Genomic DNA, 20,827 nt, shown 5'->3' on the forward strand with positions numbered 1-20,827 from the left:
GGCAAGGGCGGGCAAAGGGCGGGCGCGGTGCGGAGTTCTGTGAGTGGGCTGTGCTCGGGTGGGTGGACAGTTTTCGCTTCGGCGTTCCTGACGGCTACTCACCCGTGTGACAATTTCCGGGGTTATTAGAACTGACGTCACGTCACATCGTGGGTGGATACTCGGGTGAAGCGGGTGATTCCGGGCGCCGACGTCCTCGTAGCACCAAAACCCCGCCGATCACGGCCAGGACGAATCCGGCCACAGCGGTACCGATCGGCAACGACTGCCCCACCAGGCGCAGTTGACCGCTCTCCTTCTTCGCGAGTTTCACCTGTTCCTTCTGCGTGGCCGTGGTGAACGCGAGCTTGTCGGCGTCGAGGAGGAGCAGTGAGTCGTAGGAGTGGCCGGGGGCGCGCAGGGTGCGGCGGGGGCCGGTCTGGGCGTAGATCACCCGGCCGGTGCGCTGGTCGACGACCAGCTCGATGCCGTGGTTGGAGTACCACTCCTCGGCCAGGATCTGGGGGGAGTTGGGCTGGTCGACCAGGCTGCCCGGGACCAGCCGGGTGCCGATCTTCGTGGCCGGGACCGTGCCCTTGAAGACGTAACCCGAGTAGCCCTGCACCTTCTTGGTCCCCGCGTAACGCAGAGTGACCGTCCCGCCAAGGGAGTTGTCCCACCACTGGTACGGCTGTTTCCGCACGTCGAAGGGGAACTTCAGGTAGGCGTCGCCCTCGAAGTACGGGTTCTCGTGGCAGCAGTGCACCGGCTTGTTCGTCTTACGGTCCGTGACCCAGCGGTTGGGGAAGAACTCCAGCGCGTCGTGCGGATCGGCGGCCGGCAGGGACTTGTCGGTGTCGACGGTCGTGGTGACGTCCCACACCGCGTCCCCGCTCTTCTCGCTGTCGGCGACATCGCCGCGGACCTGCTGGGTGACGGTGATCCGCTTGTCGTCGACGGTCCGCAACTCGCCGGTGTCGAAGTAGCTTCCGGTGCCCCGGTAGACGGCGGTCGTGTCGATGTCGATCGGTGTCACGGCGGCCCGCGGCTCGACGTACCACGCCAGCAGCGGCGCCAGGACCAGCAAGAACGTGCCAAGTCCCAGGAGGATCAACGAAAGTGGAGAGGCTGTACGGCGCATCCGGACACTCCAGTGGAAGGTGGTGAGGAGTTCGGGCCGGCCCTTGGGGCGGGAACCGTAGGCGCCCCTTGACGGAGTGTCAATGTCTGCCGACACTGGGCCGACGGGCAGGGGCGGACGACCCCGGGGCGGCACCTCGGGACAGAACCTCAGGACAGAGAGGCCGACCCTGCGATGTCCAGACTGCTCGCCGCCGTACTCACCATGGTTCTCGCCGCCGCCCTCGCCGTCGGCGCCGCGCTCGGCATCGTCGCGCTGCTCGACGCCGGGCCCGACCAGCCGAACACGCCGCTGATCACGTACGAGCAAGCGGGTCAAGGGAGTTGACCCCATGGCCGCTCGACCGGCGACCGCACCACCGGCGACCGTCCGCCCGGCGACCGTGACGGCACGCTCGGCGTGGCTCGACGTGCCACGCACCCAGGTGCGCGAGTTCGCCGCGATCGCCATGGCCGAGGCGCCCGCGCTCGCCGAGGAGATCCTGCGCGAGATCCGCCGCGAGCACCCCCAACTGCCCCTGGTCCTAGATGACTCGGGCGAACCCATGGCGCTGATCGGGATCCGCCGCGCCATCGAGGTCTTCGTCCAGCACCTGGACACCGCCGAGGGCCGCCCGACCGTACCGCCGGGCGTCTTCCAGGAGTTCGGGCGCGGCGAGGGCCTGCACGGCCGGACCCTCGACTCGCTCCAGGCGATCTACCGCATGGGCGTACGGCTCGCCTGGCGGCGCTTCGCCGAGATCGGCCAGCGCGTCGAGATCCCGCCGCCCGCGATGTACGAACTCGTCGACGCGGGCTACGAGTACCTGGACGGGCTGGTCGACCAGTCCGTGCGCGGCTACGCGGAGGCCGCCGCGAGACAGGCGGGGGAGCGGCTGCGCCTCCAGCGGCGGCTGATGGAACTCCTCCTCGCCGAGCACCACCGCGGCGATCCGGCCGAGGCCCTCTCCGAGCGTGCCGCCCGCATCGGCTGGCCGCTGCCCGACAAGGTCTCCGTCGGCGTGCTGCTGCGCCCGGCCCGCGAGGCGGTCGCCCCCGCCGTGGGCCAGGAGGTCCTGCTCGACATGGAGTACGAGCAGCCCCGCATGGTCGTCCCGGAACCGGACGCGGCCGGCCGCCCCGAGCTGCTGCACCGCGCGCTGACCGGCTGGGCCGGCGCGATCGGGCCCCCGGTGCCGCTGGCCGACGCGGTGAAGTCGGCGCGCTGGGCCGAGGCCGCCGTAGGGCTGATGGAGCGGGGGCTGTTGCCGGCCGGGGGGGTGCTGTACTGCACGGAGCACACCGAGGCGCTGGTCCTGCTCCAGCCCGAGGAGCTGATCGACGATCTCGCGCTGCGGTGTCTGGCGCCGCTCGCGCACTGCGGGCCGACGCACGGGCGGCGGCTCGCGGAGACCCTGCTGGCCTGGCTGGAGACCCGGGGCGGGGCGCCGGAAGTGGCCGCGCGACTCGGCGTGCACCCGCAGACCGTGCGCTACCGGCTGCGCCAGATCCGCGAACTGTGGGGCGGCGAGATCGACGATCCCGACCGTCGCTTCGAGCTCGAACTCGTCCTGCGGGCGCAGCGGTTGAGGGGTGCGCTGGGCGATCCCAGGGCCCGGCGGTAATCGGGCGATCACCCGACCATTGCCCGTGCAACCCTCTATGGCTAGCCTGTGTTCGTTATCCCGATCGTCAGTTGAAATTTCGAACACGTCCTGTGAACGCGCCATGCGGTGCGGCCACTCATCGACATCCAAGAAGGGGGCCGGTTGTGGGACGCCTCGTACCTGCCGTGACCCGGGCTCTCGACATCCTTGAGCTCTTCCTCGACGGGGACGGGACGCTCTCCGCCCCCGACATCGTGCGCAAGCTGCAACTGCCGCGCACCACCGTGCACGAACTCGTCACCACGCTCTCCGCCCGGTCGTACATCGTGCCCGTGCCCGGACAACCCGGACGCTACCGGCTCGGGGTCCGTCCGTACCAGCTCGGGAGCCGGTACGCCGAGCAGCTCGACCTCGCCGCCGAGGGCCAGCAGGTCGCCCGGTCCGTCGCCGAGACCTGCGACGAGACCGTGCACGTGGCCATCCTCGAAGGCACCGACGTCATCTACATCGCCAAGGTCGACTCCACGCACGCGGTGCGCATGGTGTCGGCGGCCGGCCGCCGGCTGCCCGCCCACTGCACCTCCGTGGGCAAGATGCTGCTGGCCTCCCTCCCCGAGCCGGAGCTCACCGCCCGCATCCCCGCGGGCGCGACGCTGGTCGCGATGACGCCCAACAGCATCGTCGAGCCGGACGCCCTGCGCGCGGCCCTCGCCGAGATCCGGCAGCGCGGGGTCGCGGTCGAGAGCCGCGAGTCCAACCCCGACGTCTCCTGCGTCGCGGCCCCGGTCCGGGACCGCACCGGGCAGGTCGTCGCCGCGCTCTCCATCTCCGTCCCCATGATCCGCTGGAGCGACGAGCGGCGGGACGAGCTGGAGCAGCTCGCCGTGAAGGGCGCGGCGGAACTGTCTGAGCGACTCGGACACCGGAGCGTGGCATGACGTACGAGGTGGCGGTACGCGCCGAGGCCACCCTCGGCGAGGGGCCGACGTGGGACGCGGCGGCCGGGCGGCTGATCTGGATCGACATCCTCGGCTCCAGGGTCCACACGTACGACCCCGCGACCGGCGCGCGCACGGTCAGGGTGACCGAACAGCACGTCGGCGCGGCGAAGCCCCGGGTCGGCGGGGGACTGGTCCTCAATCTCCGGGACGGGGTCGGACTCGTGGACGAGGACGACGGGTTCCGGTGGCTGCACCGGGACCCGGTGCCCGGGCGGCGCGCCAACGACGCGGCCGTGGCGCCGGACGGCGCGCTGTGGGTGGGCACGATGCGCTACGACGAGGCCGCGTGCGGCGGCACGCTGTCCCGGATCACCGGGGACGGCTCGGTGCAGCTGGTCCTCGACGACGTGGCCGTCAGCAACGGGACCGGGTGGAGTCCGGACGGGCGGCTCATGTACTACATCGACTCGCCCACGCGGCGGATCGATGTCTTCGAGTACGCGGACGGGCGGGTTTCGAAGCGGCGGCGGTTCGCCGAGATCGAGGACGGTGCCGGGTTCCCGGACGGGCTGACCGTCGATGCGGACGGGTGTGTCTGGGTTGCCTTGTGGGACGGGGGCGCGGTGCGGCGGTACGCGCCGGACGGGGAGTTGGACCGTGAGGTGCGGCTGCCCGTTCCGCTGGTCACCGCGTGCGCGTTCGGCGGTGCGGACTTGACCGACCTCTACGTCACCACGGCGCGGGTCGGGCTCAACTCCCCGCATCCCGTTGCCGGTTCGCTGTTGGTGGTGCCGGGGGCGGGGAAGGGGCTGGCGCAACCGGCGTTCGCGGGCTGAGAGTCGGGGTGCTGGCGGCCGTCCGCCGGCGGGCGCCGCGTTCATGCCCCCGTCGGCTCAGGCGGGAAGTTCCGCGACGCCGAGGGCGAAGTCCCAGCCCCCGACCCCATTGCGGGCGAGGCCCATGGTGAGCAGACCCGCTCCTTCCAGCCAGTGCGCCATCTTCAGGCCGCCGGTGTCCATCGGGCGCATCCCGAGGCTCTTGATGAACTCCTCGACGCGCGTCTTGGCCCACTCGTCGTCGCCGGCGATGAAGATGTCGGGCCGGCCGTTCTCCAGGACGTGGCGGAAGACGGTGTTGAACCCCTTCACCACACTGGCACCGGCCGGGGCCACCTTGGCGGCTTCCTGCGCGATCGAGGTGGCCTCACGGTGGGTGAGACCGTCGAGTGCGGCATCGAAGGAGTTGCTGATGTCGACGACGGCCTTGCCCGCGAGGGCGTCTCCGTAGTGGGCGACGGCCGGCACGACACCCTCGGCCAGCAGGGCCATGATCACGATGTCCCCGGCCGGGACGGCGCCCCACTCTCCCGCGGTGGTGTCGCCGCCGAGTGTCTTGGCCAGGGCGGCGGACTTGGCGTGATCGCGGCCCATGACCTCGACGGTGTTGCCGCCCGCCACTGCCAGCGCGCCGATGGTGCGGGCCATGTTCCCGGTGCCGATGATGCTGATGCTGCTCATGAGATGTGCTCTCTTCTTGTAGTCGTCCGGTGTGCCGGTTCAGATCGCCGTGGTGCCGCCGTCGGTGGTCAGCTCCAGCCCGTTCACATAACTCGAGTCGTCCGAGGCGAGGAACAGCGCGACCGTCGCGATCTCCTCGGGGCTGCCCATCGCGCCCCGCGGGATCAGTGACTCGAACTGCCGCTTCGTCTCCTCGTCGAACAGCTCCGCCTGCTTGGCCGTGGCGACCTGGCCGGGGGTCAGTACGTTCACCCGGATCCGCCGGTCCCTCAGCTCGTTCAGCCACCCCCGGGCCCACGCCTGCTGCACGGCCTTGCTCCCCGCGTACACGCTCCAGCCGGGGAAGCCCTTGAGTGAGGCGTTCGACCCGGTCATGAGGATCGAGCCGCCGTCGTTGAACAGCGGCAGCGCCTTCTGCACCGTGAACAGCGTGCCGCGCGCGTTCAGCGAGAACGTGCGGTCGAACTGCTCCTCGGTGATCTCACCGAGCTTGCCCTGCTCGCCCGTGCCGGCACTCGCCCACAGCACGTCGATCGAGCCCTTCTCCCGCCGGACCGTCTCGTACAGGCGGTCCAGGTCGTCCAGGTCGGCCGCGTCCCCCTGTACGGCGGTCACGTTCCGGCCGATCACCTTGACGGCGTCGTCCAGAGCCTCCTGTCGTCGGCCCGTGATGAAGACATGGGCCCCTTCCTCGGCGAACAGCTTCGCGCCGGCCAGCGCCAAGCCGGTCGAACCGCCTGTGATCACCGCAGTCTTGCCGTCGAGCTTTCCCACGATCACTCCTTTGTACACCGGGCTGTGTACTTAACGTAGGCGACGGCCCGAGGGGAGCGCAAGCTATGTACACCGATCAGTACCGAACGGGGCTACGATGGAGTCATGACGAAGGTGGAAATGGGCCCACAGGGCAGGCGTCGCGGCAGGGGCGCGCGTGAGCGCATCCTCAGCGCGTCACAGCGGCTGTTCCGCACTCAGGGCATCAACCGCACCGGCATGGACCAGCTCTGCGCGGAGGCCCAGGTCTCCAAGCGCACGGCCTACCAGCACTTCGCCGGCAAGGACGACCTGGTCGCCGAGTACCTGCGCCGGTTCGACCCCGAGGTCATGGCCGGAGTGTTCGACCGCACCGACCTCACGCCCCGCGAACGGCTCCTGGCCGCCTTCGAGTTGCCCGCGTCCGGTTCGGACGAGCTCACGCCCCTGTGCCCGTACATCGAGGCGGCCGTCGAGATCCACGACCCCCGCCACCCTGCGTCCCAGTACGCACGCGACTACAAGCTCGCCCTCGCCGCACGGCTCGCCGCGGCGGCCCGCGAGGGCGGTGCCACCGACCCCGAACAGCTCGGCGAACAGCTGGCGTTGCTCCTCGACGGCGCCTCGGCCCGCACCCGGGTCCTCAACGCCGAGTCCTTCCCCACCGCCGCCGCCATCGCCGCTGTCCTCATCGACAAGGCCCTCCCCGCGACGGACCGGGACCGGGGAAGCGAAGGCTAGGAGCCTGCCAGTTCGGCCAGTGTTTTTCGTTCCGACGGAGTCATTGGCGGGTCCGAAAGCGGCGGCAGGAGTGGGTCGTTGAGGGCCGCCGGCTCTGTGCTTGTCACTGCCGTGGGATGAGTGGGTGATCAGGTGGTCCGCGTTTTGGCTGCCGTCGTTGCCGCTGTCCTCATCGAGAAGGCCCTCCCGGCGACGGACGGGGGCCGGGGGAGCGAGGGCTAGGAGCCTGCCAGTTCGGCCAGTGTCTTTCGTTCCGACGGGGTCATTGGCGGGTCCGAAAGCGGCGGCAGGAGTGGGCCGTTGAGGGCCGCCAGCAGGGTGCCGGGGCGCATCAGGGTCGACGCGTCCGCCTCCATGCTCGTCACCGCGGCCAGTGCTGCCGCCGCCTTGTACGAACCCGTGGCCGACTTCAGGAGGCGGCGGGAGTAGCCGGTGATCAGGCGGTCCGCCCTTGTCGGCTCGGGGCCCTTCGTCTCGGGGTACCAGATGTCCTGGCCCACCGCCATCGACCAGGCGCCCTCCACGGGGGCGGCGACTCCACGCTGGACCTTGGCGGCGAGGCCGGGGGCGGTGAAGCCCTCGTGGTCCAGTTCGCGGGAGAGTATCTGTGCGCCGAGCGCGGCCACCGACATGCCTTGTCCGTAGGCCGGGTTGAAGGTGGCGAGGGCGTCGCCGAGGACGACCAGGCCGTCGGGCCAGTCCTGGACCTTCTCCAGATAGCGGCGGACGTTCTTGCTGCTGTGGCTGGTGTGGATGTCCGTCAGGGGTTCGGCGCCGGAGACCAGGCGGCCGAGGATGGGGTGCGGCAGGTCGCGGATGTACTGGAGGAAGCCGTCGGGGTCGGCGGGCGGTTCGCCGCCCCGGGTGCCGGCGAGGCTGACCATCCAGCGGTCGCCCTCGATGGGCAGGACCATTCCGGCGCGGCCGGGCCGGGACTCGTACGGGTTCGCCTGGAGGATCGTGAGCGGGAAGTGCTCGGCGCCCTCGGGGCGGCGGTAGATGCGGGTCGCGTTGACCAGGCCGGAGTCGACGGTCTTCTCGTCGATCCCGGTGACCCCGAGCGCTCCCAGCCAGCGCACGATCCGTGAGCCGCGGCCACTGGCCTCGACCACGAAATCGGCGTCGAGTTCCGTGATCCCGGCGTCCGTCGAGATCCGTACGCCGGTCACCCGCCGGGCGTCGCCGAGCAGGTCCAGGCCCCGGGCCGTACGGATCTCCGTCTTCGTGTTGGCCAGGACCGCCGAACGCACCACCCAGTCCAGCAGCGCGCGGGTGCACGTGAGCATCCGGGGGCCCTCCTGCTTCCAGCGGCGCAGCCAGCCCTCGGAGGTCAGGGCGAGCATGCCCGAGCTGAGGGAGATCTCGTGGGCGCCGGCGGCGAGCAGCTGGTCGCGCACGCTCGGGCCGGGCACGAGGTCGTCGATCGCCGCCAGACCGCCGGACATCAGCAGATGCGCGTGGCGCCCCTGCGGGAGACCCCTGCGGTGCTCCGGCCCGTCGGGCAGCTCGTCCCGGTCCAGCACGATCACCTCGTCGGCGTGCGCGGACAACGCGGCCGCGGCCAGCAGACCGGCCAGTCCGGCACCGACGACGACAGCTCTGCGGGACATGAAGCTCCTCAAGTAAGCCTGGAAACAGGGGTGTTCACGCAACCATCGGTCAGCGCGGGGTGGCCTTCACCGTACTCTCCGCTACGGCCGTGCCGAGCCGCGAGCGGGCCAGTTCCCGGGCCAGCTCGACCAGGCCGTAGGTGTCGGAGACCTCGGTGGCGTAGAGCCGGTAGGTGCTCGGGGTGTCGAAGGGTTTCTCGCGGGCGGCGGCGCGGCGGGCGGCGTCGGCCACCATCGCCGCCTCGGCCGCCACCCGCGCCTCGTGCGCGGAACGGCCCTCATGCAGGGCTGCGTCGCGGGTGCGTTCGCGGACCCGGTCGTCGAAGTACGGGGCGAGCGCCAACAGGCCGTCGTGTATGGACACTTCACGCCAGTGCAGCCGCATCCGGGGCAGCTGCCAGAGCGCGCTGGGCGGCTTCGGCGCGAGGGACGCGAACCGGACCTCCGCCCACAGCGGACCCAGTCCGCGCAGCGCGCCCAGGTCGCGCCGGTGCGCGCGGAGCGCCGGCAGCAGCCTCGGCAGGGCGAAGCCCGCGGAGCAGGTGAGCGCGGCCAGCGAGGCCATCGGCGGGGCGAGTCCGGTGGAGAGGAAGTCCAGGTCGTGACCGTTCCAACGGGCCACCACCGCCGTGTACTTGGTGAGCTGGAAGCCGACCACGTCCAACAGCGTGCCGACCAGGATGAGTTGCAGCCCGGTCCGCAGCAGACCCGTGACCTCCCGGGCCCAGGTCACGCACACCGAGCACATCGCCAGGGTGGCCGCGCTGTGCCCGAGCAGATAGAGCACGATCATCTCGCGCATGTAGGGAGTGTTGGCGTAGTACGTGTCGAGGTCGGTGAGCCGCTCGGTGCTCGCGTCGGCCAGCGCGAACAGCACGACGATGGCCACGATCAGCGCGCCGTAGGCGGCCATGCTGCGCAGCACCATGCGGCGGATCCGGGCCGGGGAACCGCCCCGCCAGTGGATCAGCAGGACCAGCAGGGAGCAGCTGTACGCGGAGATCATGCCGTAGGTGAGAGGGGCGCCGAAGTTCGGGATGCCGGTCAGGCCGTTGACCGCGCTTAAAGTCGTCGGCGCCGCGCAGACCAGGCCCAGCGAGCCGAGGACGATCGCCGCGCAGGTGGACACGGTCAGCGGGTCGCGCGGGGCGTTCGAGGGCCGGGCCAGCAGGGCGGTGCAGGAGAGCAGGAAGACGGCGGCGGCGAGATACACCATGAGGCTCATGCCCGGGTGCTCCCTTCCGTCGTACCGGCACGGACCCGCGCGGCGGCGACGAGCGGGGACCGGGTCAGCGCGTCGGCGATGGGCACGAGGAGAGCGGTGCTGGGAGCCCGGTCCAGTGCGTCGGTGGGCGTGCCGTCCGGGTCGCCGGTGCGCTCCTCGGCCACCGCCGCGGCGACGACCGCCGCCCACGCGGTCGCCTCGGCCTGTTCCGCCCCGCCCGTGGTGCGCGCCGCGGCCTCCAAGGTCCGCTCGTACAGGGCCCGGTCGAAGAACGCGTCCAGGTGGCCGAGCGCGTTGTGGATGCTGGTCTGCCGCCACACCAGCCGGGTCGCGGGGGAGGAGAAGCGCGGCCGGGGGAGCCGTAGCGCACGGCGGGTGAGGAGTTCGTCCAGTTCGTGTGCGAGCGGTTCGAGGCGGGCGTACGTCCGCCGGGCCTGCCGGCGCTGGGTCAGCCGGGGGCCGGCCAGCGGGATCAGCACGCCGACGACGATCAGGACCGCGCCGAGGCCGGCGGCGGCCGGCGAGACGGTCGTCCCGAGCTTCGTCCAGTCCCGCCCGAACCAACCCGCGACCACCGCCGCCAACTTGGTCAGGCTGTACCCGGCGCCGCACAGCGAGCCGACGCCCAGCGTGACCAGCCCGGCGCGCAGCCAGCCGTGCACCTGCCGGGCCCAGCGCAGCGAGGAGACCGTGGTGACACTGACGGCGGCGAGGTGCCCGGCGAGATACAGCACGATCATCTCGGCGGTGAACGGTGTCGTCGCGTAGTAGGTGTCGAAGTCGGTGCGGCGCTCCACGGGGGTGTCGCCGAGCGCGAACATCACGGCGATGCCGACCAGGACGATCGTGTAGGCCACGATCCAGCGGCGGGCGGTGCGGTGGACGTGCGGTCCGCCCCGCCAGTAGACGATCAGGACCTGGGAGGACGCGCTGTACGCGGTGATCGACGCGTACGTCAGCGGTGCGGCGAGGTTCGGGACACCGCTGAGCCGGTTGACCGCGCCGACGGTCGGAGGCGCTCCGAGGAAGAAGCAGGCGCCGGCCAGCGCGAGGAGCACGCAGATGACGCGGAGATAGGGGTCGCGCCAATGACGTATGAGATCCGGGGCCTTGACCAGCATGCCGAGCCAGAGCAGGCCGCAGCTGAGGTAGTTGATCAGGCCGCTCATTTTCTGGTCCCGCGGTAGTTGAGGGCGGCGCCGATGCGCCCGGCGACGCCCTGCGTACCGTCGTCGGCCTCGGCGGGACCGAACCCGGAGTCGGCGCCGGCCGCGGACTCCAGCCAGGGGCGCAGCCGCCCGCTCATCAACATGCCGAACCGGTCCGCCTCTTGTTCGTCGGCGACGCTGAAGTCGGTGCGGGCGGCGACGGGCCGGGGGCCGCGTTCGGCGGTCAGCTGGGGAGGACGCTCCGTGGTGCGCCGGTGCATGTGCCACACCTCGTGGCAGAAGATCACGATCTGGTGCCAGGCGGCGGCCCGCTTGTCGATGACGATGACGTCGTAGGTGTCGCCCTCCAGCCAGAGCCCGCTGGCGGTGTGCGGCGGGAACACCTCGCGGCGCACCACGACTTCACGTCCCCGCCAGCGGATGACGGAGTCGACCAGCGCGTCGAAGAGGGCCTCGGGGTCGGCGGGGACCGGGACGTGCATGGGGTCGATGAGGGCGCCGGCGAGCCGCCTCATCTCCTTCTTCGTGCGCACCGCTGCAATATGCCAGGACATACGTCGACTCAGCCACCTCACCGTCGCCGCGGCAGCAGGAAACCGGCCGCTCCCTCGTCTCGCCGTCCGCCGCACAGCCGGTCCGAGGTTACGCGTCCACAACTGCCGACGTCATGTCGTTCGGTGGCCGTTGTGGGACCGGGAACGACCGCTGTGTCCGGAAATCGACCCCAAGAATGAATGTTGCACTGTGCTCAACCCATTGACGTGGACGCGCTTCGATTTTACGGTCCCGTTCGAAGTTGCGAGCGCTATGCGGTATTTCGAACGGGATGGGACTCCTACCGGCAGGGGGCGGGCCATGGGACCACATGAGCCGAAGCACGGGCACCTCCCGAACACGGCCGGCCCCGGCCGCACGCCCGGCCGTCTCCCGGATCTCCGGCGCCCGGACCCGCTCGCCAAGTACGGCGTGAAAGATGCGGGCGCGCGGCGGGCCGGTGACTCACCGACGGAGGTACCGAGTTGAAGCACCCGAGACTCGCGACCCTGCTCGCCGCCGCGGTGATCGCACTCCTCCCCGCCAAGGCCGAGGCCGACACCACCTACCCCGACCCGCAGCCGATCACCGGTCAGCAGATCATCCACGACCCGACGGTCCTCCGCCTCAAGTCCGGTGGCTACGTGGCCTATTCGACCGGCGGCGTCATCGGCGCCCGCACGTCGAAGGACCGCGTCCACTGGGACGACGCGGGCAACGCCTTCGCCGCGCCGCCGAGTTGGTGGTACGACTACAACTCCACCGGCGATCCCTGGGCCCCGGACCTCTCCTACCGCGCGGGCCGCTACTGGCTCTACTACGCCGTCTCCTCCTGGGGCAGCAACCACTCCGCAATCGGCGTCGCCACCTCCCCGACCGGCCTCCCCGGCACCTGGACCGACCACGGCAAGGCCTTCACCTCCGAGACCATGGACGTGTGGAACGCCATCGACCCGGCGATCGTCCGGGCCGACGGAAAACTCTGGATGGCGTTCGGCTCGTACTGGACGGGCATCCGCATGGTCGAACTCGACCCCGCCACCGGCAGGGCGATCCCGGGCGCGCCGGTCGCCCAGCTGGCCACCCGCCCGGACGCGCCGTATGCGGTCGAGGGCGCGTACGTCCTGAAGCACGGCCGCCACTACTACCTCTTCGCGTCCTACGACGCCTGCTGCGCGGGCGTGAACTCGACCTACAAGATCCGGGTCGGCCGCTCCACGTCGGTCACGGGCCCGTACGCGGACAGCACCGGCAAGCCGATGCTGGCGGGCGGTGGCGACCTGCTCCTGGCGAGCCACGGCAGGTTCGTCGGCCCGGGCGGAGAGTCGGTCTTCAAGGACAGGGGCCGGGACGTCTTGGCGTACCACTACTACGACGCGGACGACAACGGCACACCGAAGCTGGGACTCAACACCCTCGACTGGACAGAAAACGGCTGGCCTAATGTTGGGTAAGCGCTTTCCGAAAGGACCCCATGAGCACGCGCACCGCCCGCTTCACCCTTGACCCGGCCTTCACGGTCGGCGAAGTCGACCCCCGCCTCTTCGGCTCCTTCGTGGAACACCTCGGCCGCTGCGTCTACACCGGCATCTTCGAACCGGACCACCCCACCGCGGACGAGGACGGCATCCGCCAGGACGTCCTCGGCCTCGTCCGCGAACTCGGCGTGACGGCCATCCGCTACCCCGGCGGCAACTTCGTCTCCGGCTACCGCTGGGAGGACTCGGTCGGCCCCGCCGAATCCCGCCCCCGCCGCCTCGACCTGGCCTGGCGCTCCACGGAGACGAACCGTTTCGGCCTCTCCGAGTACATCGCGTTCCTGAAGAAGGTCGGCCCCCAGGCGGAGCCGATGATGGCGATCAACCTGGGCACCCGGGGCGTCGCCGAGACCCTCCAACTCCAGGAGTACGCCAACCACCCCGCCGGCACCGCCCTCTCCGAGCAGCGGATCGCACACGGCGACAAGGAGCCCTTCGGCATCAAGGTCTGGTGCCTCGGCAACGAGATGGACGGCCCCTGGCAGACCGGTCACAAGACCGCCGAGGAGTACGGCAGGATCGCCGCCGAGACGGCCCGCGCGATGCGCCAGATCGACGCCGACGTCGAACTCGTCGCCTGCGGCTCCTCCTCCCAGGCCATGCCGACCTTCGCCGCCTGGGAGGCGACCGTCCTCCAGGAGACGTACGACCTGGTCGACTACATCTCGCTGCACGCCTACTACCAGCCGCTCGACGGCGACCTCGACTCCTTCATCGCCTCCGCCGTCGACATGGAGTCCTTCATCGAGAACGTGGTCGCCACCGCCGACCACGTGGGCGCCCGCCTCAAGTCGAAGAAGAAGATCAACCTCTCCTTCGACGAGTGGAACGTCTGGTACACGGCGGACTGGGAGGAGCACACCAAGAACGCGGACCCGGCCGACTGGCCGGAGGCCCCGCGCCTGCTGGAGGACAACTACAGCGTCATGGACGCCGTCGTCTTCGGCTCGCTCCTGATCGCCCTGCTCCGCCACGCCGACCGCGTCACCGTCGCCTGCCTCGCCCAGCTCGTCAACGTCATCGCGCCGATCATGACCGAGCCCGGCGGCCCGGCCTGGCGGCAGACGACGTTCTTCCCGTTCGCGCAGGCCTCGAAGTACGGCCGGGGCCAGGTCCTCGACGTTCGCGTCGACTCCCCGACCCACGAGACGAAGCAGTACGGCGAGGCCGACCTGCTGCACGCCACGGCGGTGCGCGGCGAGGACGGTTCGGTCACGGTGTTCGCCGTCAACCGCAGCCGCACCGAGTCGCTCCCGCTCCAAGTCGGCCTGAACGGCCTCGACTTGACCTCGGTCGTCGAGCACAGCGCCCTCGCGGACGCCGACCCGGACGCCCGCAACACCCTGGCCGACCCGGAGCGCGTGGCCCCGCACCGGGTCGAGGGCACCGCCCTCCAGGACGGCACCCTGACCGCCGTGCTGGAGCCGCTGTCCTGGAACGTGATCCGGCTCGCGTAGCTTTCAACAGCGCTATCGGCCGGGGGAGGCCACCGGTGTCACCGGTACTCCTCCGGCCGCGCTGCCCATGAGCGTCAGCCGTACGTCCTTCGGGCCCGCCGGTGTGGTGCCGTCGGACAGGACGGCCAGGGCGAGGGTGTTGGTGCCGCGTGTGCGGAGGATGCCGTTCGGCAGGGCGAAGGTGTGCTGGGGGCCCACGTCGTTGATGTACTGGCCCATGTTCCAGCCGTTCAGGAAGATCTGGACGCGGTAGGCGCGCGTCGGGTCGTCGTCGAGGACGAGGCCGATCGAGGCGTCGACGCCGGTGTCCACGGCGAGTTCGAAGGTGGTCCGGTACCAGGCCACGCCCTGCCGCTTGTCGGCGCGGGGGAGGGTGACGGCGTCCCAGCCGGAGTCCGGGAAGTCCGGGAGGTGCCAGCCCTCGCGTTCGCCGTACAGGCCGCCGTTGTTCTGCGGGCCGCGCACCGGGTCGGGTGCCGCCTCGCCCTGGAGGCGCCAACTCGGCTTCGGGGAGGCGCCCTTGAAGGTCACGGCGGTGAGACCGCGGGCGGCCTTGTGGGTGTCGAGGGCCTTGCCGTCCTGGTCGTGCTGCATCCGCCGGACGAGGACGGACAGGACGTGCGGACCGGCCGTGCGCAGCTTCTCCGGGACCGCGAGGGTCGCCTTCGCGGTCCAACTACCTTGCCGGACACTGGTGGTGGTCGGCACCGGCATCCGGTGGGTGCCGAGCGGTTCGCCGTCGAGCCAGGCCATCAGCAGGCCCTGCGTGCCGGTGCTGTAGGCGAGGGTCACCGATTCCAGGGCGTCGGCGGCGGCCGTGGTGAACCGGCCCCGGTACCAGACGTCGCCGTAGTGGAAGCCGTAGTCGTCCGCGAAGAGGACGGGCTGTCCGGAGGGGACGGCCGTCGTGCTGAACGACGAAGTCTTGTTCGCCACAGCCCACTTGGAGTCGTCGAAGGCGACCGCGGCCTCCTGGTTCTCCACCTTCCGGCGCCAGCCGTCGAGCGCGGGGAGCGGTACCGCGGGCACTCCCGGCAGCAGCGCGTCCGGGTTCGAGCGCAGGCTGAACGCGTTGGTGACGGTCGCGGGCACGGCCTGCCCGTTCCAGGTGACCTCGGTGATCCCGCGCGGCCCCCACACCTCAAGGCCGGTCTCCGCGACGGTGTCGCCGGTCAGGTGGGCGGTCGTGCCGCTGACGGTGGCCTCGCGCAGCAGCGCCGGGCCGTAGACCAGCGCGGTGCCCGAGCCGGTCTCGTAGGGCCACAGGCGTACGGAGCCGGCCTCGTCGGCGAAGACCAGCAGGAGGGCGTTGTCGACGCCGCCGCCCTGGACGAGGACCCGGGTCAGGCCGCCGATGCCGAGCGGGACGGTGACGTGCAGGATGCCGCGGTCCCAGACCCAGGCGGCCTGCGCGTCGAGCCGGGTCACCACCGGCTCCTCCGGGCACTCCACCACGGCGTGCGCCATCTCGCCGCGCTTCCCGGCGAACACGGCGATGTCCTGCCGGCCGGCGGTGAGGACCATCATCGGGGTGGCGGTCGAGTACCTCAACTTGCGTTCGCCGAGGGCGAGTCGGGTCACCAGGAGGCGGGCGTCCTGGGCCGGGACGGTGACCTCGATGTCGTCGTCCGCGGTCGACAGGGTCGAAGTGACGTCCGCCGCGCCGTCGTTGCGCAGCACGTAGACGTGCGAGCCGGTGTCGGAGTTGGTGAGGTGGTACGCCTTCAGCCCGGCCACCGTGACGTCCGCCGCCCGGTCCAGCTTGGCGAAGTCGGGCACCGTCCGCAGCAGATGGCCGAGTTGGTGCATCGGGACGAGCTTCTCGGTCGGGTTGCGGCCCTCGTCGAAGGCGGCGCCGTAGTCGTACGACGTGTAGACGACCGGCGCCGGCAGCCAGCCCCACGAGGTGCCGCCGAAGGTCATGTAGACGTTGTGCAGGGTCAGTCCGTTGGCGAGGTTGGTGAGATAGAACCGCCGCTCGTACGCCGCGTCCCGCGTCCGGCGCGACTCCGCGTAGCCCTTCCCCTCGAACCAGGACCCGCCCCACGGATCGAACCAGCCGCCCCCGAACTCCGGTACGAAACCAGGGGTCTTGGGGCTGGCGGTCGCCCCGCCCTTGGCCCCGCCGATCCCGAAGTGGCCCCAGTCCGGCGGCGGTTGGGTCGGCGTCGGATACCCGTCGAAGCCGTACAGCCAACCGCCCGTGTCACCACCGATGTCGAACGATCCCGGGGTCCAATAACCGTTGCGGCCCTTGTCGTTGTGGAACAGCGGGACGTCGATGCCGTCGGCGCGCACCTTCTTGTACAGGTGGGACATGTAGGCGGCGCCGTCCGGGTGGGTCACCTGGCCGTCGTACTCGTTCTCGATCTGGTAGAGCAGCACCGTGCCCTTGCCCTGCGTGAACAGGTGCTTGGACACGATGGAGTTGACCTGGGTCAGCCACTCGTCGACGTGCGAGAGATACGTCGGGTCGGCGGTCCTGGCGGTGCCCTTGGTGGCGGTCAGCCAGCCGGGGAAGCCGCCCGCGTCGATCTCCGCGTTGATGTACGGGCCCGGGCGCAGGATGACGTAGAGGCCGGTCTCGGCGGCCGTGCGCAGGAAGAGGTCGAGGTCGCGGACGCCCGTGAAGTCGTAGTGGCCCTGTGCGGGGGAGTGGTAGTTCCACGAGACGTAGATGCTGACCGCGTTGTAGCCGAAGGCACGCATCTTCTGCAGGACGTCCCGCCACAGGGACGGGCTCGGCAGCCGGAACGGGTGCATCTCGCCCGACCACAGGACCAGGCGTCTGCCGTCGACGAGCAGGGAGTAGCGGTCGTAGCCGATCGTGTGCGGCAGCCCGTCCGCTCCCGGCGGGGCGGGGGGCGGGCCGGTCGGCACGACGTGCGCGGCGTAGGCGTCCGGGGAAGCCGCGCTGCCACCGCCCAGCGCGAGTCCGAGCGCGGCCGTACCCGCGAGGGTGCTGAAGGTACGCCTGCTCAGCTCCACTGGAAGCTCCTTTCGGGGTCCGGTCCGTCGGCGGCACGTGCGAAGCCATTTTCCGTGGTGATCCCGGGAGGCTTTCGTGCGGGGTCATTCTGTACGCCAGAACGGCCCACAATGGACGCATGAGGATCTCGGCACGGGCGGATTACGCGGTACGGGCGGTACTGGAGCTCGCCGTACGGGGTGACGACGGCCCGCTGAAGGCCGAGACCATCGCCACCACCCAGGGCATCCCGCACAAGTTCCTGGAGGGCATTCTCGGCGATCTCCGGCGCGCCGGGATCGTCGACAGCCGGCGCGGCGGGGGCGGCGGCTACCGGCTGGCGCGCGACGCGACCGCGATCACCGTCGCGGACGTCATACGCGCGGTGGACGGCCCGATCGTGTCGGTGCGCGGCGAGCGCCCCACCGGCCTCGCCTACACCGGCTCCGCCGAACCCCTCCTCCCGCTGTGGATCGCGCTGCGCGCCAACGTCCGCAAGATCCTGGAGGGCGTCACGCTCGCGGACATCGCGGCGGACGCGCTGCCCGAGCCCGTACGGGCGCTCGCCGCGGAACCGGCGGCCTGGGAGAACCCCTAGGGCCTGTCTGACCATTCCCGTCTGCCTCGCGACGCCATGCACGCACGCTCGCCGCACCGGGCGCAGACCCAAGTACGTCCAGTACGAGGGTCCACGCCCGGCACTCCCCCAGCCTCCGGCCGGGGGGACCCCCAGAGCACGCACCTGACGCCGCGAGGCCGCCCTCCGGGCGACGACGGGAAGTGTCAGACAGGCCCTAGGGGCGCGCGGTCTCAGGCCGCACTCAGAATCACCCTTTAGCGTCACCTCCCGTTCATCCCTACCCAACCGGTGGGAAACCCGGGAACGAGAGGCCGCTCGACATGCGCACGCTGATACTGCTCGCCCTCGCGGGCCTGGGGGCCCAGCTCGTGGACGGCAGCCTCGGCATGGCCTACGGGGTCACCTCGACGACGCTGCTGCTGGCCATGGGCGCCAATCCGGCCGCCGCCTCCGCCACGGTCCATCTCTCCGAGATCGGTACGACCCTGATGTCCGGGGCCTCGCACTGGCGGTTCGGGAACGTGGACTGGAAGGTCGTCGTGCGGATCGGCGTGCCGGGCGCGGTCGGGTCCTTCCTGGGGGCGACCGCGCTGTCGAAGCTCTCGACGGAGGTCGCGGAGCCGGTGATGTCGCTGATCCTGCTCGGGCTCGGTGTCTACGTCATGTCCCGGTTCACCTTCAAGGGGCTGCCGGAGGGACGGCTCGGCAAGCCGCTGCGGAGGCGGTTCCTGGCGCCGCTGGGCCTCGTCGCCGGGTTCCTGGACGCCACCGGCGGGGGCGGCTGGGGGCCGGTCGGTACGCCCGCGCTGCTGGCCAGCGGGCGGATGGAGCCGCGCAAGGTGATCGGCTCGGTCGACACCAGCGAGTTCCTGGTCGCGGTCGCGGCGAGCCTCGGTTTCCTGTTCTCGCTCGGGTCCCAGGGGCTGAAGTGGACCTGGGTGATCGCCTTCCTGCTCGGCGGGGTGATCGCCGCGCCGGTCGCCGCGTGGCTGGTGCGGCTGGTGCCGCCCCGGGTGCTGGGTTCGGCGGTCGGCGGGATCATCGTCGTCACCAACGTCCGTACGCTGCTGCACAGCGACTGGATCGGTGCGCCGGGCGCGCTGAGCACGCCGGTCTACGTTCTGCTGTACGGGATGTGGGCTGCCGCTCTGGCGTACTCGGTCCGCGCCCATCGCCGGGACGAGGCGAGGAAGGCGCGGACCGAGTCCGAGTCCGCCGAAGGGCGGCAGCCCGTCAGGGTGTGATCGGCGCTCGCCGATCAGTGCTCTGCGATCAACTTCCTCCCGGTCGAGTAGTGCCGACGCCCACTGTCATGGACAGCGAAGTTACGGCCGTACCTGAAGAGTTCCTTAATGTGCGGCTGTGAAGGGCCTGGGGACGGATCGGTCAACGCCCGCTTATTTCCACAGAGTTCACACACTGTGGAGAGGGTGTGAAAGGCGCAACTGTGAATGGCCTGAGTTCGCCCTGACCGTTCCGTGTGCGGCTTCCTACGATGCGAGCGCCCCGTCGGTCTTCACAGAAACTTCATTGGTTCTTCAAAGATTGGGTCTTCAAGGACCTGGGGCACAGCCACCCCCCAACCCAAGGAGAAACCATGCCTGGTGGGCTCCTCCTGAGTGGTGCGGTCGCCGCACTGCTCGCCACCGCGCTGCCGTCCGCGCAGCACTCGTCGTCGCCGGCCTTCGACGACCCGCCGCCGGACAAGATCGTCATCAACGTCGCGACCGTGAACGGCTCGGGCTGCCCGCAGGGCACGACGGCGGTCGCCGTCTCCGAGGACAACACCGCCTTCACCGTGACCTACAGCGCGTATCTCGCCCAGGTCGGCGGCAACTCCGACCCCACGGCGTTCCGCAAGAACTGCCAGCTCAACCTGGTCGTCCATGTCCCGCAGGGCTTCACCTACGCCATCGCGAGCGTCGACTACCGCGGCTTCGCCTCGCTCCAGCGCGGCGCGAGCGGTGCGCAGAAGGCCTCGTACTACTTCCAGGGCTCGTCGAGCACCGCGTCCAAGAACCACCCGTTCAACGGCCCCTACGACGACAACTGGCAGGCGACCGACAGCACCGACTGGGCCCAACTGGTCTGGGCGCCCTGTGGAGTTCAGCGCAACTTCAACATCAACACGGAGCTGCGGGTCGCCGCCGGCACCTCGTCGTCCAGCGCGGTCAGCTTCATGACCATGGACTCGACGGACGGCGACATCAGCACGGTGTACCACATGGCGTGGAAGGAGTGCCCGGCCTCCTGAGGTGAGGTGGGGGTGGCCCGTGTCGCACCGCGGGCCACCCCCCTTGGGTCCTTGGGCTCAGCTCTGCTGGACGCCGAGCGTCAGCGTGCCGGTGTAGCCGGACGAGGTCGAACTGCCCAGCGCGGTAAGGGTCATGAGGCCGGACGCGGCGCCTCCGTCGTCGTAGATCGAGTCCTGCGCGAGGGTGGTGCGGGTGACCGTGTTGGTCGAGTACGGCGAGATCTTGGCGACGGCGGTGGTGATGGTCTCGTCGATGAACAGCTGGCCCGTGTGGAGTTCGCTGCCGCCGGTGAACGAGCCGTCCGAGGTGAGCGTGACGCCGGTGTGCACCTTGACGTGGATGTGCACGCAGCGGCCCCGGTACCAACCCGGGTAGATCGTGGTGATGTTGGCGAGTCCGGCGGAGTTCGTGAGGACGCCGCCGCGCAGGAAGGTGCCGTCGTCCGGTTCGCTGTGGCCGTTGTTGCCGACGTAGCCGGAGTACTCGCCGAGCGCGTCGCAGTGCCAGATCTCGACCAGCGCGTTGGGGATCACCGCGCAGGTGCTGTCGTTCACCACCGTGAGGGCCAGCTTGAGCGGGATGCCGGCCTTGCCTTCGGTGACGTTGGCGCGGACGAGGGCGCCGTCGAGGTAGTAGGGACCTTCGGTCATCTCCTTGGTGAGGGTGCAGACTGCCGCCGCGGCGGCGGGAGTCGCGTCGGGCGTGGCTGCCGTGGGGGCTTCGGGCGCGGCGGCGCCGACGGCCAGTACGGCGGCCGTGGTGCCGGTGGCGATCAGTACGGTGCGGCGCCCGATCGGGTTGGTTGCTCCAGAAGTGTCTGTCATGGACACGGCA

Annotated in this window: 19 protein-coding genes; 10 read left to right on the forward strand and 9 right to left on the reverse strand. The window is 70.5% G+C overall.

The window, feature by feature from the left end; all coding sequences use genetic code 11:
- Window positions 1-142: 142 nt before the first annotated feature.
- Window positions 143-1,120, reverse strand: a complete 978-nt coding sequence (gene pgfA, locus SSP08S_RS07915; RefSeq protein WP_026178283.1) for a cell envelope lipid trafficking protein PgfA — start codon at window positions 1,118-1,120, stop codon at window positions 143-145.
- A gap of 174 nt (window positions 1,121-1,294) precedes the next feature.
- Between pgfA and SSP08S_RS62475 the strand changes: the two genes are divergently transcribed.
- The 4 genes from SSP08S_RS62475 to SSP08S_RS07935 all read left to right on the forward strand — a co-directional run bounded on the left by SSP08S_RS62475 (window position 1,295) and on the right by SSP08S_RS07935 (window position 4,482).
- The gene (locus tag SSP08S_RS62475) at window positions 1,295-1,447 is read left to right on the forward strand and encodes a hypothetical protein (protein WP_019067038.1); all 153 of its coding nucleotides are present in this window, start codon (window positions 1,295-1,297) and stop codon (window positions 1,445-1,447) included.
- 4 nt (window positions 1,448-1,451) lie between these two features.
- A complete protein-coding gene (locus SSP08S_RS07925; RefSeq protein WP_019067039.1) occupies window positions 1,452-2,723 on the forward strand; it encodes a PucR family transcriptional regulator in 1,272 nt (423 codons plus the stop codon).
- A gap of 146 nt (window positions 2,724-2,869) precedes the next feature.
- Window positions 2,870-3,643: an IclR family transcriptional regulator gene (locus SSP08S_RS07930; protein WP_026178285.1), complete on the forward strand. Its 774-nt coding sequence runs from the start codon at window positions 2,870-2,872 to the stop codon at window positions 3,641-3,643.
- A complete protein-coding gene (locus tag SSP08S_RS07935) occupies window positions 3,640-4,482 on the forward strand; it encodes an SMP-30/gluconolactonase/LRE family protein (RefSeq protein WP_019067041.1) in 843 nt (280 codons plus the stop codon). The genes SSP08S_RS07930 and SSP08S_RS07935 overlap by 4 nt, the downstream gene beginning before the upstream one ends.
- 57 nt (window positions 4,483-4,539) lie before the next feature.
- Here the strand turns inward: SSP08S_RS07935 and SSP08S_RS07940 are convergent, their stop codons facing one another.
- Window positions 4,540-5,163, reverse strand: coding sequence for an NADPH-dependent F420 reductase (locus SSP08S_RS07940; protein WP_019067042.1), 624 nt, complete (start codon window positions 5,161-5,163; stop codon window positions 4,540-4,542).
- A 39-nt stretch (window positions 5,164-5,202) separates the two neighbouring features.
- The gene (locus SSP08S_RS07945; protein ID WP_019067043.1) at window positions 5,203-5,937 is read right to left on the reverse strand and encodes an SDR family NAD(P)-dependent oxidoreductase; all 735 of its coding nucleotides are present in this window, start codon (window positions 5,935-5,937) and stop codon (window positions 5,203-5,205) included.
- 105 nt (window positions 5,938-6,042) lie between these two features.
- On the opposite strand from SSP08S_RS07945, the gene SSP08S_RS07950 reads away from it, so the two are divergent.
- Window positions 6,043-6,657 carry a TetR/AcrR family transcriptional regulator gene (locus SSP08S_RS07950; RefSeq protein ID WP_019067044.1) on the forward strand — a complete coding sequence of 205 codons (615 nt, stop codon included), beginning with the start codon at window positions 6,043-6,045 and terminating at the stop codon, window positions 6,655-6,657.
- 218 nt (window positions 6,658-6,875) lie between these two features.
- Here the strand turns inward: SSP08S_RS07950 and SSP08S_RS07960 are convergent, their stop codons facing one another.
- From SSP08S_RS07960 to SSP08S_RS07975, 4 genes are read right to left on the reverse strand one after another with little or no spacing between them, the layout of a single operon-like run.
- Window positions 6,876-8,267, reverse strand: coding sequence for an NAD(P)/FAD-dependent oxidoreductase (locus SSP08S_RS07960; protein ID WP_019067046.1), 1,392 nt, complete (start codon window positions 8,265-8,267; stop codon window positions 6,876-6,878).
- Window positions 8,268-8,316: 49 nt separating this feature from the next.
- Window positions 8,317-9,492, reverse strand: coding sequence for an MAB_1171c family putative transporter (locus SSP08S_RS07965; protein WP_019067047.1), 1,176 nt, complete (start codon window positions 9,490-9,492; stop codon window positions 8,317-8,319).
- Window positions 9,489-10,661: an MAB_1171c family putative transporter gene (locus SSP08S_RS07970; protein ID WP_019067048.1), complete on the reverse strand. Its 1,173-nt coding sequence runs from the start codon at window positions 10,659-10,661 to the stop codon at window positions 9,489-9,491. Before SSP08S_RS07970 ends, SSP08S_RS07965 begins: the two co-directional genes overlap by 4 nt.
- Window positions 10,658-11,194 carry a hypothetical protein gene (locus tag SSP08S_RS07975; RefSeq protein ID WP_019067049.1) on the reverse strand — a complete coding sequence of 179 codons (537 nt, stop codon included), beginning with the start codon at window positions 11,192-11,194 and terminating at the stop codon, window positions 10,658-10,660. The genes SSP08S_RS07970 and SSP08S_RS07975 overlap by 4 nt, the downstream gene beginning before the upstream one ends.
- Before the next feature lie 486 nt (window positions 11,195-11,680).
- On the opposite strand from SSP08S_RS07975, the gene SSP08S_RS07980 reads away from it, so the two are divergent.
- Both SSP08S_RS07980 and arfA read left to right on the forward strand, forming a co-directional pair.
- Window positions 11,681-12,649, forward strand: coding sequence for an arabinan endo-1,5-alpha-L-arabinosidase (locus tag SSP08S_RS07980; protein ID WP_019067050.1), 969 nt, complete (start codon window positions 11,681-11,683; stop codon window positions 12,647-12,649).
- A gap of 20 nt (window positions 12,650-12,669) precedes the next feature.
- Window positions 12,670-14,190: an arabinosylfuranosidase ArfA gene (arfA, locus tag SSP08S_RS07985; protein WP_019067051.1), complete on the forward strand. Its 1,521-nt coding sequence runs from the start codon at window positions 12,670-12,672 to the stop codon at window positions 14,188-14,190.
- 12 nt (window positions 14,191-14,202) lie between these two features.
- Here arfA and SSP08S_RS07990 read toward each other — a convergent pair whose 3' ends face one another.
- Complete coding sequence (locus SSP08S_RS07990) at window positions 14,203-17,178, reverse strand: glycoside hydrolase family 35 protein (protein WP_019067052.1); 2,976 nt, start codon at window positions 17,176-17,178, stop codon at window positions 14,203-14,205.
- Between the two features lie 119 nt (window positions 17,179-17,297).
- Here SSP08S_RS07990 and SSP08S_RS07995 point away from each other — a divergent pair, with 119 nt between their 5' ends.
- The 3 genes from SSP08S_RS07995 (at window position 17,298) to SSP08S_RS08005 (ending at window position 19,992) form a co-directional block, all read left to right on the forward strand.
- Complete coding sequence (locus SSP08S_RS07995) at window positions 17,298-17,756, forward strand: RrF2 family transcriptional regulator (RefSeq protein ID WP_019067053.1); 459 nt, start codon at window positions 17,298-17,300, stop codon at window positions 17,754-17,756.
- A 302-nt stretch (window positions 17,757-18,058) separates the two neighbouring features.
- The gene (locus SSP08S_RS08000; protein ID WP_019067054.1) at window positions 18,059-18,982 is read left to right on the forward strand and encodes a sulfite exporter TauE/SafE family protein; all 924 of its coding nucleotides are present in this window, start codon (window positions 18,059-18,061) and stop codon (window positions 18,980-18,982) included.
- Between the two features lie 353 nt (window positions 18,983-19,335).
- On the forward strand, window positions 19,336-19,992 hold the full coding sequence (locus SSP08S_RS08005) for a DUF4360 domain-containing protein (protein ID WP_019067055.1): 657 nt from the start codon (window positions 19,336-19,338) through the stop codon (window positions 19,990-19,992).
- 57 nt (window positions 19,993-20,049) lie between these two features.
- Here the strand turns inward: SSP08S_RS08005 and SSP08S_RS08010 are convergent, their stop codons facing one another.
- Window positions 20,050-20,817 carry an intradiol ring-cleavage dioxygenase gene (locus SSP08S_RS08010; protein ID WP_019067056.1) on the reverse strand — a complete coding sequence of 256 codons (768 nt, stop codon included), beginning with the start codon at window positions 20,815-20,817 and terminating at the stop codon, window positions 20,050-20,052.
- Window positions 20,818-20,827 lie beyond the last annotated feature (10 nt).

The organism is Streptomyces hokutonensis (assembly GCF_000376565.1).
Classification (GTDB): Bacteria; Actinomycetota; Actinomycetes; order Streptomycetales; family Streptomycetaceae; genus Streptomyces; species Streptomyces hokutonensis.

Bases quoted from the DNA above. Each gene is read 5' to 3' on its own strand.
- pgfA (WP_026178283.1), bottom strand. From the start codon at position 1,120: ATGCGCCGTACAGCCTCTCCACTTTCGTTGATCCTCCTGGGACTTGGC.
- SSP08S_RS62475 (WP_019067038.1), top strand. From the start codon at position 1,295: ATGTCCAGACTGCTCGCCGCCGTACTCACCATGGTTCTCGCCGCCGCC.
- SSP08S_RS07925 (WP_019067039.1), top strand. From the start codon at position 1,452: ATGGCCGCTCGACCGGCGACCGCACCACCGGCGACCGTCCGCCCGGCG.
- SSP08S_RS07935 (WP_019067041.1), top strand. From the start codon at position 3,640: ATGACGTACGAGGTGGCGGTACGCGCCGAGGCCACCCTCGGCGAGGGG.
- SSP08S_RS07940 (WP_019067042.1), bottom strand. From the start codon at position 5,163: ATGAGCAGCATCAGCATCATCGGCACCGGGAACATGGCCCGCACCATC.
- SSP08S_RS07950 (WP_019067044.1), top strand. From the start codon at position 6,043: ATGACGAAGGTGGAAATGGGCCCACAGGGCAGGCGTCGCGGCAGGGGC.
- SSP08S_RS07960 (WP_019067046.1), bottom strand. From the start codon at position 8,267: ATGTCCCGCAGAGCTGTCGTCGTCGGTGCCGGACTGGCCGGTCTGCTG.
- SSP08S_RS07965 (WP_019067047.1), bottom strand. From the start codon at position 9,492: ATGAGCCTCATGGTGTATCTCGCCGCCGCCGTCTTCCTGCTCTCCTGC.
- SSP08S_RS07970 (WP_019067048.1), bottom strand. From the start codon at position 10,661: ATGAGCGGCCTGATCAACTACCTCAGCTGCGGCCTGCTCTGGCTCGGC.
- arfA (WP_019067051.1), top strand. From the start codon at position 12,670: ATGAGCACGCGCACCGCCCGCTTCACCCTTGACCCGGCCTTCACGGTC.
- SSP08S_RS07995 (WP_019067053.1), top strand. From the start codon at position 17,298: ATGAGGATCTCGGCACGGGCGGATTACGCGGTACGGGCGGTACTGGAG.
- SSP08S_RS08000 (WP_019067054.1), top strand. From the start codon at position 18,059: ATGCGCACGCTGATACTGCTCGCCCTCGCGGGCCTGGGGGCCCAGCTC.
- SSP08S_RS08005 (WP_019067055.1), top strand. From the start codon at position 19,336: ATGCCTGGTGGGCTCCTCCTGAGTGGTGCGGTCGCCGCACTGCTCGCC.
- SSP08S_RS08010 (WP_019067056.1), bottom strand. From the start codon at position 20,817: ATGACAGACACTTCTGGAGCAACCAACCCGATCGGGCGCCGCACCGTA.